Origin of the sequence: Pedobacter sp. JY14-1 (assembly GCF_029269825.1) — a bacterium.
Lineage (GTDB): Bacteria > Bacteroidota > Bacteroidia > Sphingobacteriales > Sphingobacteriaceae > Pedobacter.
This window is the reverse complement of record NZ_JARJHU010000001.1, coordinates 902,989-919,637: the sequence shown is the minus strand read 5'-3', so window position 1 is coordinate 919,637 and position 16,649 is coordinate 902,989. Positions and strand designations below refer to the sequence as shown.

Genomic DNA, 16,649 nt, shown 5'->3' with positions numbered 1-16,649 from the left:
AAAAGGGCGAATGTCAGAACATTCGCCCTTTTTTATGGTCAATCTAAGTCCTAGTATTGTAAATACTAGTCCGCTGTGATTTTATTTGTGGCAGTTATGATCTCACGTTTAAGTCCGGGAGATACTTTCACCAGTGGTAACCTCAGGCTGTCGCCACATATACCTAAATACTCGAGCGCCGCTTTCACGCCTGCAGGATTACCTTCATTGAACATCAGTCTCGTGAACCCGACCAGTTCCAGATGCAGGGGAACTGCTTCTGCAAACCGGCCTTCAAGACACAACCTTATCATTGCTGATAATTGTGTCGGCAGGGCATTGCCAATTACTGAAATCACGCCTACGGCTCCCAGAGATATCATTGGTAATGCAACCGGATCATCACCGGAAATGAGTAGAAAGTCACCGGGTTTGTCCCGCATGATCTGGTTAAACTGGTCAAAATTCCCAGATGCCTCTTTAATCCCGATAATATTTTTAAAGTCTTCGGCTAGACGGCAGGTTGTTTCTGCTGAAATGTTGCTAGCCGTGCGGCCAGGTACATTATATAACAGTAATGGCAACTCCGATTGTTCACTGATTGCTTTATAATGCTGGTAAATACCCTCCTGAGCTGGTTTGTTATAGTATGGGCTTGCCGATAAGATCGCCTCATAACCTGCCACCTTAAAATTCTTTACATCTTCTGCGATAGCAGCAGTGTCGTTTCCGCCTATACCTGCTACCAGGGGAAGTCTTCCACTATTTACTTCTGCGGTAAATTCCCATATTTTCTTTTTTTCGTCTTTATTCAGCGTCGAGGCCTCACCTGTAGTGCCCAGAGATACCAGGTATTCCACTTTCCCATCAATAAGATAGTTAATTAGCTTTCTCAATCCATCATAATCTACCGATCCGTCTGCATTAAATGGCGTAACCAGCGCTACGCCCGTTCCATGAAATTTTTTCATCATCAATTGTTTATTTCAGCATCTTAAATAAATCATCAGCGGAAATCAGCGGTATGTTCAGTTTATTGGCTTTTTCCAGCTTGGAGGGCCCCATATTATCACCGGCCAGCAGATAGTCGAGTTTTGCGGAAATGCCGCTCAATATCTTTCCGCCATTGCTTTCAATGATATCTTTAAGTTCTTCCCTGCTATGATCTTCGAAGACGCCCGAAATTACAAATGTTTTTCCAGTTAACCGGTCACTTTGTAAAGCTATTTCATTTTCAGATACGTCAAACTGAAGCCCGTAAGCTTTCAGTTTTGCCACCTGTGTGAGGTGTTCCGGTTTTCGAAAATATTCGATGATACTTTCGGCAATACGCTGCCCAATCTCTTCGATACTATTTAGGGTTTCGAAATCAGCTTTGATGAGCCTATCTATATTTTTAATTCCATAAGCAAGCTTTTTGGCTACTGTCTCGCCTACATATCTGATCCCCAGACCAAACAGGACCTTTTCAAATGGCATCTGTTTAGAGCGTTCAATGCCTTGCAGCATGTTGTCGATGGAGCGCTCGCCGAAGCGGTCCAGTGAGATTAGTTCACTGGCCTTTTCATGTAGGGTATACAGATCGGGAATATGCCTGATTAAGCCTTTCTGATAAAAAGTCTCTATCGTCTCGTTGCCCAGTCCATCAATGTTCATTGCCCTGCGACTGATAAAATGCTGGATTTTACCTACGATCTGAGGTGGGCAACCTTCATCGTTAGGACAATAATGGACGGCTTCACCTTCCTTCCTGGTCAGTGCGGTGCCACATTCCGGGCAATGGTCCGGATAAACAACTTTTGCAGCCCCGGCATTGCGTTTGTCAAGATTTACATTAATGATCTTCGGGATGATTTCCCCGCCTTTTTCTACAAATACACTGTCACCAATGTGCAGATCCAGGCGCTCGATCTCATTGGCATTGTGTAGCGTAGCCCTCTTTACAGTAGTTCCAGCCAATAATACCGGTTTCAGGTTCGCTACAGGAGTAACTGCTCCCGTACGCCCTACCTGGTAAGTTACCCTTTCAAGTATTGTTTCCACTTCCTGGGCCTTGTATTTATAAGAAATGGCCCATCTGGGGAACTTAGCTGTAAAACCAAGCTCCTGTTGCTGGCTGTAGTTATTCACCTTAATGACAATGCCGTCAATATCATAACTAAGCTTAAACCGTTCATTTTCCCAGTGATGGATAAAATCGAGCACATCGTCAATACCTGATGCCAGCCGGTTATGGTTGCATATATTGAACCCCCAGGTCTTCAACTGCTGCAGGCTTTCCCAATGCGTTTTAAACGGGCTTCGTTCCGTATTCAATCCGTAAAGAAAACAGTCTAACGGACGTTTTGCCACTTCCTTCGAGTCCTGCATCTTCACCGTTCCTGCAGCAAAGTTCCGTGGATTAGCATAAGGTATTTCACCGAGCTCCTCCCGTTCCCTGTTCAGGCGGTCAAAGGCCGCTCTATGCATAAAAATCTCACCACGGATCTCGAAATTCTCCGGTATCTCTGTACTTTTCAGGCGATGGGGAATATTATTAATCGTCTTTACATTTGTGGTTACGTCATCTCCTTTGGTGCCGTCTCCCCTGGTCACGGCCCTGAGCAATTTGCCGTTTTCGTACGTCAGGCTGATCGACAATCCGTCAAACTTCAGCTCACAGACATATTCAAAACCAACACCTATTGCCTTTTTGATACGCTCATCAAAATCTCTCAGGTCCTGTTCACTGTATGTATTTCCCAGGGAAAGCATTGGCCAGCGATGCTGGACAGTCTGAAAGGTCTTGGTAATGTCCCCGCCTACCTTCTGAGTAGGGGAATCGGGGTCCATGAATTCAGGATATTCCTTTTCGAGCCGGCCAAGTTCCGCCAGTTTCTGGTCAAACTCATAATCTCCAATCGTTGGCATTGCAAGCACATAATAATTGTAGGTATGCTGGTTAAGTTCCCTGACCAGCGCATCCATTTGCTCTTTTACATCCGTGTTTGACATGAAACGAAGATACGATAATTGAATGTAAACGTTATGCCGTGCCTTTCTCCAGATAAGTAGAAATCTCCGTAAAAATATTCCGGTAAACTGGCTTGATCTGTTCTTTAAAAGTACCTAGTGCTGTAGTCAACTTCTCCAGTTGGTCTGCATTGAAAGGAGTCATCCAAAGCCGCATACAAATCCGGTTCAGGGCATAAGTAATATTTTCCAGTTTCTGGTAACTGAGCAGATACCGGCTCGAAATGAAGCCGTTCAAGAAAGCGAAGAACCCGGCTGTATCCGTTACTCCGCATTTCCTGAGGAAAGTAGCCGCCGTTTCCCGATCAGCGGTAGTGAGCAGTTCATAAAACCTTCCTGTACTAACTAGCTTGTCCTCGATAAGTAAGTGATCCAGCAGTAATTCCAGCCCGATGTGGGCCAGGAAAAAGGGTTTCACCGGACTGTCGCCCAGGAAAGGAAGAAGTAGTTGTTTCAGCCCTGCCGTCTGTTCGCGAAAAAAACTGGAAGAATGGAATACCGCATCTACGCCCAGATGTCTTTCCCAACCCTCCAGGATTGAGAGCAGTTTTACATCTCCTATAAACAGATGTCTTTCCTTTAGCGGGTAAAGGTTCACATCTTTCCAGGCATTTTTGATCAGGTCAGGCAGGACGATCCCCAGCACCGTTTCCGTGTTATCATTCTGCCTGTCAAAATAAAAATGCGATAAAAAATTCATAGTCTAAAATACCACCTTTTCCTATATTTGCGCCAAAAAACCATGAGTATGATCAATTTTGTCGAAGAACTACGCTGGAGAGGAATGTTGCATGACATGATGCCCGGAACCGAGGAAAAACTTAATGAAGGCATGACTTCGGGTTATATCGGCTTCGATCCGACAGCAGATTCCCTGCACGTAGGCCACCTGACACAGATCATGACACTTATCCACTTTCAGCGGGCAGGCCATAAGCCATTTGCGCTTGTTGGCGGTGCTACAGGCATGGTTGGCGATCCTTCCGGTAAGTCGGCCGAGCGCAACCTGCAAACAGAAGCCATAGTCCAGCACAACCTTATCCAATTGAAAAAGCAACTCTCAAAGTTCCTCAAGTTTGAAGACGAAGGCAATGGTGCAGTGATGGTGAACAACGCAGAATGGTTCAAAGACATGGGACTCTTCGACTTTATACGCGATGTGGGCAAGCACATCACCGTTAATTACATGATGGCAAAAGACAGCGTAAAGCGCCGCCTTGAAGGAGATGCAGGACTTTCTTTTACCGAATTCTGTTATCAGCTCATTCAGGGGTATGATTTTTATTATTTGTGGAAACATCGCAATTGCCTGATCCAGATGGGTGGGTCTGATCAATGGGGCAATATTGTCACCGGTACGGAACTCATTCGCAGGAAAGATGCTGGTACTGCCTTTGCGCTAACTACTCAGCTCATAAAGAAAGCTGATGGTGCCAAATTCGGCAAAACAGAAAGCGGGGCTGTATGGCTTGACCCGGAAAAAACCTCGCCTTATAAGTTCTATCAGTTCTGGCTCAATTCATCAGATGAAGATGTAAAGAAATGGATCCGTATATTTACTCTTAAATCTAGAGAAGAGATCGAAGCCCTTGAACAGGAGCACGACGCTGCCCCGAACCAGAGGGCCTTGCAGAAAGCGCTTGCCGCAGACATCACGATCCGTACCCATTCAGAAGCAGCTCTGGAGACAGCTGTTAAAACATCTGAGTTCCTTTTTGGTAATGGTTCCCTGGATTTTATTCGGACACTTGACCCAGCAGCCGTTATAGATGTGTTTGAAGGCATTCCGCAGTTCCGTATTTCCCGTTTGGAGCTGGAGCAAGGAATCGACGCTGTTAGCCTGCTGGCCGAAAAGACAGCTATATTTAATTCAAAAGGGGAGGCTAAAAAGCTGGTTCAGGGGGGCGGAGTCTCCATCAACCGGGAAAAACTGGCTGATTTTGCTAAACAGATCACTGCAGCAGATTTGCTCAATGATAAATTCATGGTCGTACAGAAGGGTAAAAAAAATTACTTTTTGTTGATTTCAGAATAAGCTATACTAATCATGCCTGTTTTAAAGGCGATCAACCTACGAGCAGGTTGCATCCCCGGATATCGGCGTTGTCAAATCTACCCAGGACCTCGAAAGAGCCGTCTGGCATTGTCCGTCCCAGGTCCTGTGTGGCGATAAATGCACAGGAGTTAATATTGGCAAGGTCAATCACATTGATTCCCCCGGTCTGATGTGAGGGCAAAAGAGTCAGCGGATCATTTGTGTCCCTCAGTACAATACGCATCCAGGGGGGACATTCAAACAAACCTTCGCCTTTGGAATAGGCCTGTGACAGCAATTCCGTCATGCCATATTCACTATGGATCGCAGGAACACCAAATCCTGCTTTTAGTATATCATGCAGTTCCTCACGCACCATTTCTCTTCGCTTTCCCTTCATACCTCCGGTCTCCATCACGATGAGTTCAGGAAAATCGATAGCAAAGTTTTCTGTAAAGTCGAGTAGTGCATAGGTTACTCCAATCAGCAGGGTTTTCTGGCCCGAGTGCCTCAACCTCAGGAGAACCTCATGTAGTTCATCATGGTTGTACAGAAAATAACCGCTGTCCGGATGTTTGCTTTTACTGATTAAGGCATCTACCATATAGATCAGAGAAGACCCGTCCCGCTCAAGGTATGAAGGAAGCAGCGCCAGTATACATGTCTCTTCTGCATACCCGTAAAAGCGTTCAAAAGCCAGTTCGAAACTCTTTTCGTAAATGCCTAAATCGGTTACCAGATGGCGGCTCTGTACCATGCCTGTCGTCCCGGAGCTGCTGAATATGATTTGGGTCTTTTTTGTGTTGCTCAATACTTCATGCGTCTTAAAAAACGAGATCGGCAGATAAGGAATCTGTTCCAGCCGTTCCACTTTTTCCGCCATAATACCAAGATGACCTATGTATTTCCCGTATACAGCGCAATGAGCTGCCTGGTGCCGGAATACTTTCATTGCCATTTGCTCAAAATCCTCTGCACCGGAAATGCCAAAAACCGTATCGCTCAATGTCTTCCCCCTTCCATTTTCCCCGAAAGCACCGCTTTTCTGAAATGATAGCCACAATAGCCACTAATGGCCGAGGTAAGCCCGCCAAGTATTGAGGTCAGCAGCAATACTACCCACCATACCCTTACACCCAGCATTTCCGCCACACGTCCTGCAAGCAGGTTGCCATTGGGCAGGCTCTTGAAAAGCACCATACCTGTCCAAAGCAGGAAAATTGCAAAGAAGGGTGACCAGAAGGAGATTTTCCCGGTCTTCCCGATCAAACCACAGGCTGCAAAGGAAATGACGATCACCATCCACCATGGGCCGGCCATTTGTAATACATAAGCTGCTATAAGAACTACAAAAAATACCATATTTATTTTTTTGAAATCTTCAACCTGGAAATGACTTTAGCTGACGGGTCATCCGGTGCCTGCATAAAATACAGATCGTATAATTCTCCTTTGGCCCAGGTATCAATCATATTATTATAAAACTTGCTTCCCGGGTTCCCCGATTGTCCTCCCGGAAATACACCGTGCCCTTTCGGGTTTTTGCCCAGTTCTACCACCATTCTCCAGGAAGGGCCATTGGTCTCGCTAAGTGCGTTAATGGTCATCTTACCTCCACCGGTCAGCAACACTTTAGAGCCAAATCCGGGTATCTTTGCCATATGAGGCACATTGGTATGTTTCACATTCGCCCATGCCCAGTCATTACCAATTGGCCCGTATTTGCGTTCCAGGCTATCACAGGCAAACCTGAAAGACTCGTTCACCAGATCGGCCAGCGTCTCCTGTACTGGTGTATGTATATTGTCAATCCATTTAGAGTGAGGCTCGTTCAGGATCAGTTGCACCGTTCTGTCTCTTGAAGGGTATTTCATTGGGATGCCCTTAATGTTGAAATCGTCATCCCAAATGTTATACTGAAGCCTTTTTGTCCAGAAGTCAAAGATGCTTGCAGCTACTGCCCCCGCTTCATAACATTTGTTCCAGCGTCCCACCAGCGCAAGGCCTTCTTTTTGCGTAGCATTTAATTTTTCACTTTCGACCAGTTTCAGTAACATTGGCAATATGTTCTGTGCATGAATACTATAATTGTCTGTTTGCATCAACCTGATGCTGTCTGCAGTTGCATGCTCCATTACGTTCAGACGATCATTGATCCGTTTAGCCCGCTCATAAGGACTAAATTCCCAGTTAATATAATATGGATACGTTGTATCAGTAGCGCTTTGGTTGGCTGAACTCACGAAGCCCCTTGGAGGGTTCTTTACTGTAGGGTTCTGCGCCGCAGGTATCCAGCCCTGCCAGTCATTCCTAGGGTCAGACCCGTCCATAATAAATTTGCCCTGGTCTTTCCATTTAAGCGGAAACTTCCCGTTCGCGGTGATCGCAATATCGTTGTCTGCCGAGGCAAAGATGAAATTCTGTGCAGGAGCAGTAAAATAAGTCAGTGCCTGCCGGTAGTCATTGTAATTTCTTGCCCTGTTGAGCAGATAGAAAGTCTTTAGTTCGTTCGAGCGTTCATGTGCAATCCAGCGCAGCGCGTTCCCCGCAGGGATATTGTCAGCCTTGGAGAACTTTTCCGGCTTCTGAAGATACACCACAGGTCCATGGTGTGTATAAAATACCGTGTCGTAAACTGTCGCACCATCCCTGATCCTGATCGAATCGATTACCCGGATTGTTGGCTTCCAGCTATTGTTATACCAATAGGCCGAGTGTGTGCCATCCCTAAATTTCACCTGGTAAAAGTCCAGGACATCTGCAGCTACGTTCGTCACCCCCCATGCAATCCGCTGGTTAAAGCCGATAATGATGCCTGGTGCACCGGGTAAAGAAACTCCATAAGCATTCAGCCCTGGCGCGTGCAGTTGTACCTGGTACCAGATTGATGGCAGTGAAAGATCCAGATGAGGATCGTTAGCCAGTATGGGGTAGCCTGAAGCCGTCTTGCTGCCGCTCAATGCCCAGTTGTTGCTGCCAATCCCTTCTTCCTTTTCTTTTGTCCGTAAATCGCCGGTAACGATCTCTTCGGCCGAAGCAGGAGGATGCGGGACCTTAAGAGGCTCAAAATTCCATTTCGTACCAACCGGGATAATCGGGTCTTCCCGGAATGGGTAGTCTGGAAACAGGTCATTTACGATGTCCGAGCCGTAGTGCTGCCGGATATTGGTCATATAGAATTCATCAGAACCCATCGCCAGTATGGCAGACATCTGTTTCAGGAGTAAGGCACACTTTACGGGTGTCCATTCTTCAGGTGTAAAGTCCAGTAATTTATATTCCAGTGGTAGTTTTTCTTTCGGCAAAGCATGAATATATGTATTAATGCCGGCAGTATAAGCGAGGATCATTTCCCTGGACTTCGGATCAGCCATCATGCCTTCCAGTGACTTTTTTGCACCATATACCATGCCCATCCTGCGCTGGTACTTGTCCAGTTCTATTGCTTTGCGTCCTACCACCTCGCTTAGCCTTCCGGCCGCATACCGGGTCTGAAAATCCATCTGCAGCAGCCGGTGCATCGCTGTGACATACCCCTGGGCGAAATATACATCATAGTCATTCCGGGCAAAGATGTGAGGGATCATACGGTCGTCAAAGACGACCTCAACAGGTTGTTTTACTCCTTTTAAAATAACTTTTCTTGCACGATTTGCATGAAGGTTTTCTGCGTTTTGCCAAAAGCCCCTGAATGGATCCAGGAATTTTAACAAAGGAGGTACATCACCAAATTTCGTGTTCAGCAGATAGGCGAGAAAGACAGGGACAATAATACAGATCAGGGCTTTAATTTTACTCATCGGATTTTGTTTCTTTGCACAAGACGACACCTTAAATGCTTATTTCAAGTGCAATTTAATATAAATCCGGCATGATTAAAACAAACGTAAAAATACGAGTTAATTAACCCTTGAATTATTAACTAAATTCAGTTTGGATAAATAAAAATTTGTATTAGATTTAGATAGGCGTTAACCTGATATAAATTTTTTCGTATGAGCAAAACCTTTACAAACTCATTGCTGATGCTCTTTATGGTCTGTTTGTTACACTTTTCCGTAAAGGCCCAGAACATTACAATCAGCGGAACCATTACCGATAAATCTACCCATGAACCCATGCCTGGTGTAGGTATTACAGTAAAAGGTACTAATTCCGCTACAGCTACAAATCAGAACGGTAAATATGTATTAAGTACCAGTGTAAAAGTACCTTTTACCGTAACCGTTACTTATGTAGGCTACAGTACCATTGAAAAGGAAGTCAGCGGAGGCATGAACAACCTTGATTTCGAACTGGAGCCAGGAGTAGTGCTGGGGCAGGAAGTAGTTGTTTCTGCTTCCAGGACACCGGAACGTATCCTAGAATCTCCCGTATCTGTGGAACGAATGGGAGCTGCTGCTATCAAAGAAATATCTGCACCATCTTTCTACGATGCGCTGAGCAATCTGAAAGGAGTTGAGACCAGTGCTCAAAGTCTTACTTTCCGGTCCATTAATACCAGAGGCTTCAATTCAAACGGCAACACTCGTTTTAACCAGTTTGTAGACGGAATGGACAATCAGGCCCCGGGCCTCAACTTCTCAGTGGGCAATATTATAGGGATCAACGACCTTGATCTCGATAACGTAGAACTCCTGCCGGGCGCTTCTTCGGCGCTTTACGGAGCAGGTGGTATCAGCGGTACAATGCTGATGACCTCTAAAAGTCCATTCGATTATCAGGGTGCCAGCTTCCAGCTAAAGACAGGTATCAACCATATCAGTGATGACAATATGGGTAACCAGGAATACAAACAGCTCGATATGCGTCTTGCGAAGGCCTGGAATAATAAATTTGCCTTCAAAGCAGCTTTTTCCTTTCTGCAGGCCAGGGACTGGCAGGCCGACAATTACAATAACTTCGATCGGGCCTCAAGGATGGTAAAGGCAGGCAACAGAACAACAGATCCTAATTATGACGGCATTAACGTCTATGGAGATGAAACCAATACCAATCTGCTCAGTGTGGCCCGAAGCCTGCAGCAGGGATTTGCTGCGGCGTCTCCCGCAGGAGCAGGGGCTTTTAACAATTTTATTGGTAGCGGCGCTACTTATCCGCAGATTGTGGCCACAATCAATGGCAATCCGGCCTATGCTGGACTGCGTCCAGCGCTGCCTTATCTCGGAGTGCTGTATAGCCTGAATAAAGGCGCTATCCCAAGTCAGGACGTTTCCCGGACCGGTTATAATGAGGCAGATCTCGTCGATTACAACACCCGTTCCATAAAGACGTCCGGATCACTTCACTACCGGTTTACCCCAACTATAGAAGGTATTGCACAGGTTAACTGGGGTACCGGTACTTCCGTATATACCGGAACAGACCGTTATTCTTTGAGGAATTTCAGCATCGGACAGTACAAACTTGAACTTAAAGGCCAGGACTTCTTTTTAAGAGGATACACCACCCAGGAGCGTTCCGGAGATTCTTACATCTCTTCTATCCTTGGTGCATTTTTGAATGAGGCCTATCGCCCGAGTGCAGGCCCCGCTACCAATCCTGCTTCGGGTTGGTTTGCGCAATATGCGATGGCTTATGCTGCTGCCAGCGCACAGGGCGCAGATGAGACGGCTGCGCACAATGCGGCAAGAGGGGTAGCTGACCAGGGACGTCTGCAGCCAGGAACCCAACAGTTCGAAGCTGCAAAATACAATATCGTTAACAATACCATCTCCTCAGGCAAGGGAGCGAAATTCGATGATAAATCCAATCTTTACCATTATGAAGGCATGTATAACCTTACCAATGCACTCAATAACGTGCTTGAAGTGCAGGTAGGTGGTTCTTATCGTATTTATCAGCTACGTTCGGGCGGTACTATCTTTGATGACCTCAATAAAGGTATTGATATAAATGAATACGGAGCCTTTGCGCAGATCGGTAAAAAAGTTTTCAATGATAGGCTAAAACTTTCGGTATCTGGAAGATACGATAAGAGCACCAATTTCGAAGGTAGGTTTACGCCTAGGGTATCCGGCGTATTTACCGTCGCACCTAATAACAACATCCGTGTTTCTTATCAGACAGGCTATCGTAACCCGACAACCCAGAACCAATACATAGATCTTTCTGTGGCAGGCGGCAGACAAAGACTAATTGGTGGTTTGCCGTTCTTCCTCGATAAATACAATCTGCAGGCCAACAGGCCATATACCGATGTCAGCTACCGGGCTTTCCTGAGTTCTGTAGCTTCCGGCACCCCCGACCCGACGCTGCTGAAACAGTATGTGTTCGATCCGCGCGGTGTACGTCCTGAGAGTGTAAAAGCTTACGAAGTGGGCTATAAAGGGCTTCTGGGCACCCGTTTTCTTATAGATGCTTACGCTTACTACAACACCTATAAGGATTTCATCACTGCAGTGGAAGTTTATCAGCAGAACGGCGCTGATTTTGCCAAGTTCGGCGTTCCTGTCAATGCAGAGGGAGAAGTAAACACCTATGGAGCGGCACTTGGTCTGGATTACCTAGTGGGTAACTACAACCTGAGTGGTAATGTATCCTATAACAAGATAGGGGACCTGCCGGCCGGTTATATCAATGATTTCAATACGCCGAATGTGCGTTACAACCTCGGGCTGGGCAATAGGGAGATCATGAAGAACCTGGGTTTTAATGTCAACTACAGATGGCAGGATTCCTTCTACTGGACTTCGTCCTTCGCTTCGGGTACAGTACCGGCGTTTGGTACGCTTGATGCCCAGATCAACTTAAAGGTGCCTTCTGTGAAGACCATGTTGAAAGTTGGTGGTTCAAATATCCTGAACAAATACTATTTCACCTCATACGGTAACCCTTCTATCGGGGCTCTGTATTATGTAGGTCTTACCTACAACCCCTGATACCCGACAACATCCTTTTAGATACTCTTATCATTAAATTAAACTCAAGGGCCTCCGGCAAATCTTTGCCAGAGGCTTTTTGCTTTCCTCAAAGTGTTACCCGTCAACCCTTCATTATTCTATATCAGAACAAGGTGCCTGCATTTATTCTCGTCCGATCATCCCCTTATCTGCCAAATAAGTTGTAAGAATAATCCTTGTCATTTAATATAATTTTTAACACCTTAGGTGTATACTATACACACCACTCACACAGCACATGGAAGAGATTAACGAAACAGGTAAGGAGCTTGTCAATCATACTAACGATCATATCAATGCCCAGGATACTGAAGAAGTAATCCAGCACCTCAATAACCCGGTACTGGATTTAAAACCTATTGTAAAGAAATATCTGACAGGAGTTCAGCGTGTAGTCGCGGATGGCAACCGATTTTATTTCGGTGACGGCAGTGCCAGGGTAGAAGTACGGGTGGTCAGTGATGAGATCATCCGTGTGCGCCTGGCCCCGCATGGTGTTTTCCTGGACGATTTTTCTTATGCGGTACCCAGCGTAGACCAGAAAGTCACTACCTTCAAGTTTGACGAACAGCCGGAATATTACACCATTGCTACCAATACAGTCACCTGCCGTGTTCAGAAAGACAATTTTTTCATCTCTTTCGTGGAGAACCATAGTCAGACGGTTATGAGTGAAGACGCCATTGCCATGCACTGGGAAGAGAATAAGGAGTTTGGCGGCTACTATGTGTATGCCACCAGGAAGTGCCAGCAGGAAGAGAACTTCTTCGGGCTGGGCGATAAGTCCGGTAACATGAACCTCAGGGGACGCAAGTTCCAGAACTGGAACACCGATGCCTACTCCTTTGGTTGGGACCAGGACCCTTTGTACCGTACCATTCCGTTTTATATTGGTGTACATGGGCAGGCGGCCTATGGCATTTTCTTTGACAACACCTTCCGTTCTTATTTCGATTTCGGGCAGGAAGACAATACCAAGACCAGTTTCTGGGCTGATGGCGGCGAACTGAAGTATTATTATATCCATGGTCCACACTTTATGGATGTGGTGAAACGTTACCAGAGCCTTACCGGTACTCACCCGATGCCACCAAAATGGGCACTCGGCTATCACCAGTGTCGCTGGAGCTATTATCCCGAGCAAAAGGTAAAGGACATTGCGCATGGCTTCCGTTCGCGGAATATTCCCTGCGATGCGATATATCTGGACATTGACTATATGGATGGTTACCGCTGTTTTACATGGAATAAAAACTATTTCCCTGATCCAAAGCGTATGATCAAGGAACTGGCTAATGATGGCTTCAAAACGGTGGTCATGATTGATCCGGGCATCAAAGTAGACGACAACTACTGGGTGTTCAAGGAGGGTAAGGCGAATAACTACTTCTGCCGCCGCAGTGACGATTATTTTATGGAAGGGCATGTATGGCCAGGTCGCTGCCAGTTTCCTGATTTTACCAATCCGGTTGTGCGGGATTGGTGGGGTGGCCTGTACAAGGAACTGATCGAGATCGGTGTGGCCGGTGTCTGGAACGATATGAATGAACCGGCGGTCTTCGGATCGGGCACTTTCCCTAACGATGTGCGGCACAATTATGATGGCTACCGCGGTTCGCACCGTAAGGCGCATAATATTTACGGCATGCAGATGGTCCGCTCTACCTATGACGGATTGAAGAAGCTGATGCGTAACAAAAGACCCTTTACCATTACCCGTGCAGGTTATTCAGGCATGCAGCGTTATGCCTGCGTATGGACGGGCGATAATGTCGCCACCTGGGAGCACCTGAAGATCGGTAACATCCAGTGTCAGCGCATGTCTGTTTCCGGTGTGCCGTTCTGTGGTACAGACATTGGCGGTTTCAGCGGAGAACCTGATGCGGAATTGTTCACTCGCTGGATACAGCTGGGGACGTTTTCACCTTTTATGCGGGCGCATTCCGCCGGTGATACCGCCGAAAGAGAACCCTGGAGTTTCGGTGAACCCTATACCAGCATCAACCGTACTTATATTGAACTCCGGTACCGCCTGATGCCTTATCTTTATTCGGTCTTCTGGGAACATCATAAATATGGTTTCCCGATCCTACGTCCGTTGGTCATGCTGGAGCAGGAAAACCCAAGTACCAGCTTTCGCCAGGACGAGTTTAGCTTTGGCGATAAGATACTGGTTTGCCCGGTATTGGAACAGGGGGCTACATCGAGGATCGTTTACCTGCCCAAAGGCACGTGGTACAACTTCTGGACACTGGAGGTGCTGAATGGTGAAAGTGAACATACGATTGCTACCCCTCTCGACCATATGCCGCTTTTCGTGAGGGCTGGCTCAGTAATACCGGAATACCCGGTAATGCAGTACGTAGGTGAAAAAGAAGTAGAAGAGGTATTACTTAACGTGTACTATGCCGACTACGAGGTGAATTCGTTCCTTTACGAAGATCACGGAGATACTTTTGCTTACGAGCAGGACATCTATTCTGAAAAGAAATTCATCGTTAAAGGCACGGCAACTTCACTGCTGATCGAACAAAGCCGGACAGGCTTGTATACCCCAAATTATGAGTGGTATAAATACAATGTGGTTGGTCTGCCATTTAAAGCTGGCAGGATCACTGTAGATGATAAAGATGTTACGGATTTCAGTATGGATGAACTTGGTCGTCTGCACTTTGTCTCCAATAAGAATTTCAACACGATTAAAATATACAGCTAATGGAAAAGGTGCTTGCCCACAGCTTATTCAGCGATTTCGATATTTCCCTGTTTGTTTCAGGCAAGCATTTTCGCCTATACGAAAAGTTTGGTGCGCATCCACTTGAGCTGCAGGGGCAGAAGGGGACTTATTTTGCCGTCTGGGCGCCCGGAGCACAGTCTGTGGCCGTCATGGGCGATTTCAACGAATGGAGCCGTAACAGTCATGTGCTACATCCGCGCTGGGACAAATCCGGCATCTGGGAAGGTTTTATTTCCGGAGTGAAAAAAGGTGACATTTATAAATACGCCATAATCGGCTTTGACGGGGGTGAACTTGAAAAGGGTGATCCCTATGCGGTTCGCTGGGAGCGGCCCCCAAGAACAGCCTCGATAGTTTGGGACACGGAATATACCTGGAAAGACAAGCGCTGGATGGGCAAACGACCTAAGCTCAATGCCCTGAACAAACCCATGTCTGTTTATGAATTGCATCTGGGTTCCTGGAGACGTGACCCTGCCGACCCAAGGCGCATCCTGACCTACCAGGAAATCGCAGAAGCACTTGTGCCGTACATATTGGATATGGGCTTTACACATGTTGAGTTCCTGCCTGTGATGGAATATCCGTTCTACCCTTCCTGGGGTTACCAGATCACGGGCTATTATGCCGCCAGTTCAAGGCACGGTACCGTGCAGGAGCTGATGTACCTGATCGATGTGCTGCATCAGCATGATATCGGTGTGATCCTGGATTGGGTGCCTTCGCATTTCCCCGGTGATGCACATGGACTTTACCGTTTCGATGGTACCCATCTGTATGAGCATTCGGATATGCGCAAAGGCTTTCATCCCGACTGGAAGTCCTATATCTTCAATTATGACCGCAATGAGGTGAGGTCTTTCCTGATCAGTAATGCACTTTACTGGCTGGACAGGTTCCATGCCGACGGTCTCAGGGTAGACGCGGTAGCCTCTATGCTTTATTTCGATTTCTCCAGGAAGGCTGATGAAGCAGCGGTTAATGAGTATGGCGGCAGGGAGAACCTAGGCGCGGTGCTGTTCCTGAAAGATCTCAATGAAGCAGTCTATGGAAATTTTGAAGGCGTGCATACCATTGCCGAGGAAAGCAGTACCTATCCTGGCGTTACCCATCCGGTCTATGCAGGGGGGCTTGGCTTTGGCATGAAATGGATGATGGGCTGGATGAACGATACCCTGAAGTATTTTAAGAACGATCCCATCCACCGGCAGTTCCACCACCATCAGCTCACTTTCAGTAGTTCCTATGCGTTCAGCGAAAACTTTATGTTGCCTTTTTCACATGATGAGGTAGTACATGGCAAATCTTCCATGATCTACAAGATGCCAGGTGACGAGTGGCAGAAATTTGCAAACCTGCGTACTTTATATGCTTATATGTTTACCCATCCGGGGACTAAACTGCTGTTTATGGGCAATGAGTTTGCACAGACCCACGAATGGGACTTTAAGAACTCTCTCGACTGGCACCTGCTGCAGTATCCGCCACATGCCGGCATGCAAAAGACTGTTCGGGCCATCAACCAGCTTTATACCTCAGAGCCCGCCCTGTATGTGCACAGTTTCTCTCACGAAGGTTTCGAGTGGATCAATGCCGATGATGCCGAGCATTCCGTGTACAGTTATATCCGTAAAGGTTCCAAAGCCAGCGAGACGCTTATTGTCATCCTGAACATGACTCCGGTGTTTCGGGAAAGGTATCGTGTAGGATTGCCTTTCAAAGCCAAATGGAGAGAAATCTTCAACACAGATGCGAGCGAGTTCTTTGGCAGCGGAAAATCAAACCTGGGTATATTACTCCCTGAGCAGGAACACTGTCATGGCAGAGAATACTCTATGGTACTGGATCTGCCGCCTTTGTCCGCAATCGTTTTGAAACAAGCCAGGTGAATCTGCTACGCAGCGGTAAAGGAATTCACCGATACACTGAAAGAGTAAATCAGAAAGTTGAAATAGCGTCATAACATTCAAGGCCTGCAGGTACT

10 protein-coding genes are annotated in these 16,649 nt (G+C 46.6%); 4 read left to right on the top strand and 6 right to left on the bottom strand.

Going from position 1 to position 16,649, the window contains the following annotated elements; genetic code table 11:
• Positions 1 to 65 precede the first annotated feature (65 nt).
• The 3 genes from dapA to P2W84_RS04025 are packed head-to-tail and all read right to left on the bottom strand — an operon-like array spanning position 66 to position 3,691.
• Positions 66 to 950 carry a 4-hydroxy-tetrahydrodipicolinate synthase gene (gene dapA, locus P2W84_RS04035; protein WP_276088820.1) on the bottom strand — a complete coding sequence of 295 codons (885 nt, stop codon included), beginning with the start codon at positions 948 to 950 and terminating at the stop codon, positions 66 to 68.
• A 10-nt stretch (positions 951 to 960) separates the two neighbouring features.
• Positions 961 to 2,973 carry an NAD-dependent DNA ligase LigA gene (ligA, locus tag P2W84_RS04030; protein ID WP_276088819.1) on the bottom strand — a complete coding sequence of 671 codons (2,013 nt, stop codon included), beginning with the start codon at positions 2,971 to 2,973 and terminating at the stop codon, positions 961 to 963.
• Between the two features lie 31 nt (positions 2,974 to 3,004).
• Positions 3,005 to 3,691, bottom strand: coding sequence for a hypothetical protein (locus P2W84_RS04025; RefSeq protein WP_276088818.1), 687 nt, complete (start codon positions 3,689 to 3,691; stop codon positions 3,005 to 3,007).
• A gap of 51 nt (positions 3,692 to 3,742) precedes the next feature.
• On the opposite strand from P2W84_RS04025, the gene tyrS reads away from it, so the two are divergent.
• Positions 3,743 to 5,026 carry a tyrosine--tRNA ligase gene (gene tyrS, locus P2W84_RS04020; RefSeq protein WP_276089034.1) on the top strand — a complete coding sequence of 428 codons (1,284 nt, stop codon included), beginning with the start codon at positions 3,743 to 3,745 and terminating at the stop codon, positions 5,024 to 5,026.
• Between the two features lie 31 nt (positions 5,027 to 5,057).
• On the opposite strand, the gene P2W84_RS04015 is transcribed toward tyrS, so the two are convergent.
• Genes P2W84_RS04015 through P2W84_RS04005 form a run of 3 tightly spaced genes read right to left on the bottom strand, consistent with a single transcriptional unit; the run spans position 5,058 to position 8,826 of the window.
• Positions 5,058 to 5,984, bottom strand: a complete 927-nt coding sequence (locus tag P2W84_RS04015) for an acyl transferase (RefSeq protein ID WP_276089033.1) — start codon at positions 5,982 to 5,984, stop codon at positions 5,058 to 5,060.
• A 44-nt stretch (positions 5,985 to 6,028) separates the two neighbouring features.
• A complete protein-coding gene (locus tag P2W84_RS04010; protein WP_276088817.1) occupies positions 6,029 to 6,388 on the bottom strand; it encodes a hypothetical protein in 360 nt (119 codons plus the stop codon).
• A 2-nt stretch (positions 6,389 to 6,390) separates the two neighbouring features.
• Positions 6,391 to 8,826, bottom strand: a complete 2,436-nt coding sequence (locus tag P2W84_RS04005) for a penicillin acylase family protein (protein WP_276088816.1) — start codon at positions 8,824 to 8,826, stop codon at positions 6,391 to 6,393.
• Positions 8,827 to 9,021: 195 nt separating this feature from the next.
• On the opposite strand from P2W84_RS04005, the gene P2W84_RS04000 reads away from it, so the two are divergent.
• The 3 genes from P2W84_RS04000 (at position 9,022) to glgB (ending at position 16,554) form a co-directional block, all read left to right on the top strand.
• Positions 9,022 to 11,907, top strand: coding sequence for a TonB-dependent receptor (locus tag P2W84_RS04000; protein WP_276088815.1), 2,886 nt, complete (start codon positions 9,022 to 9,024; stop codon positions 11,905 to 11,907).
• A gap of 259 nt (positions 11,908 to 12,166) precedes the next feature.
• Positions 12,167 to 14,644, top strand: coding sequence for a glycoside hydrolase family 31 protein (locus P2W84_RS03995; protein WP_276088814.1), 2,478 nt, complete (start codon positions 12,167 to 12,169; stop codon positions 14,642 to 14,644).
• Positions 14,644 to 16,554, top strand: coding sequence for a 1,4-alpha-glucan branching protein GlgB (gene glgB, locus P2W84_RS03990; RefSeq protein ID WP_276088813.1), 1,911 nt, complete (start codon positions 14,644 to 14,646; stop codon positions 16,552 to 16,554). The genes P2W84_RS03995 and glgB overlap by 1 nt, the downstream gene beginning before the upstream one ends.
• Positions 16,555 to 16,649: the final 95 nt, after the last annotated feature.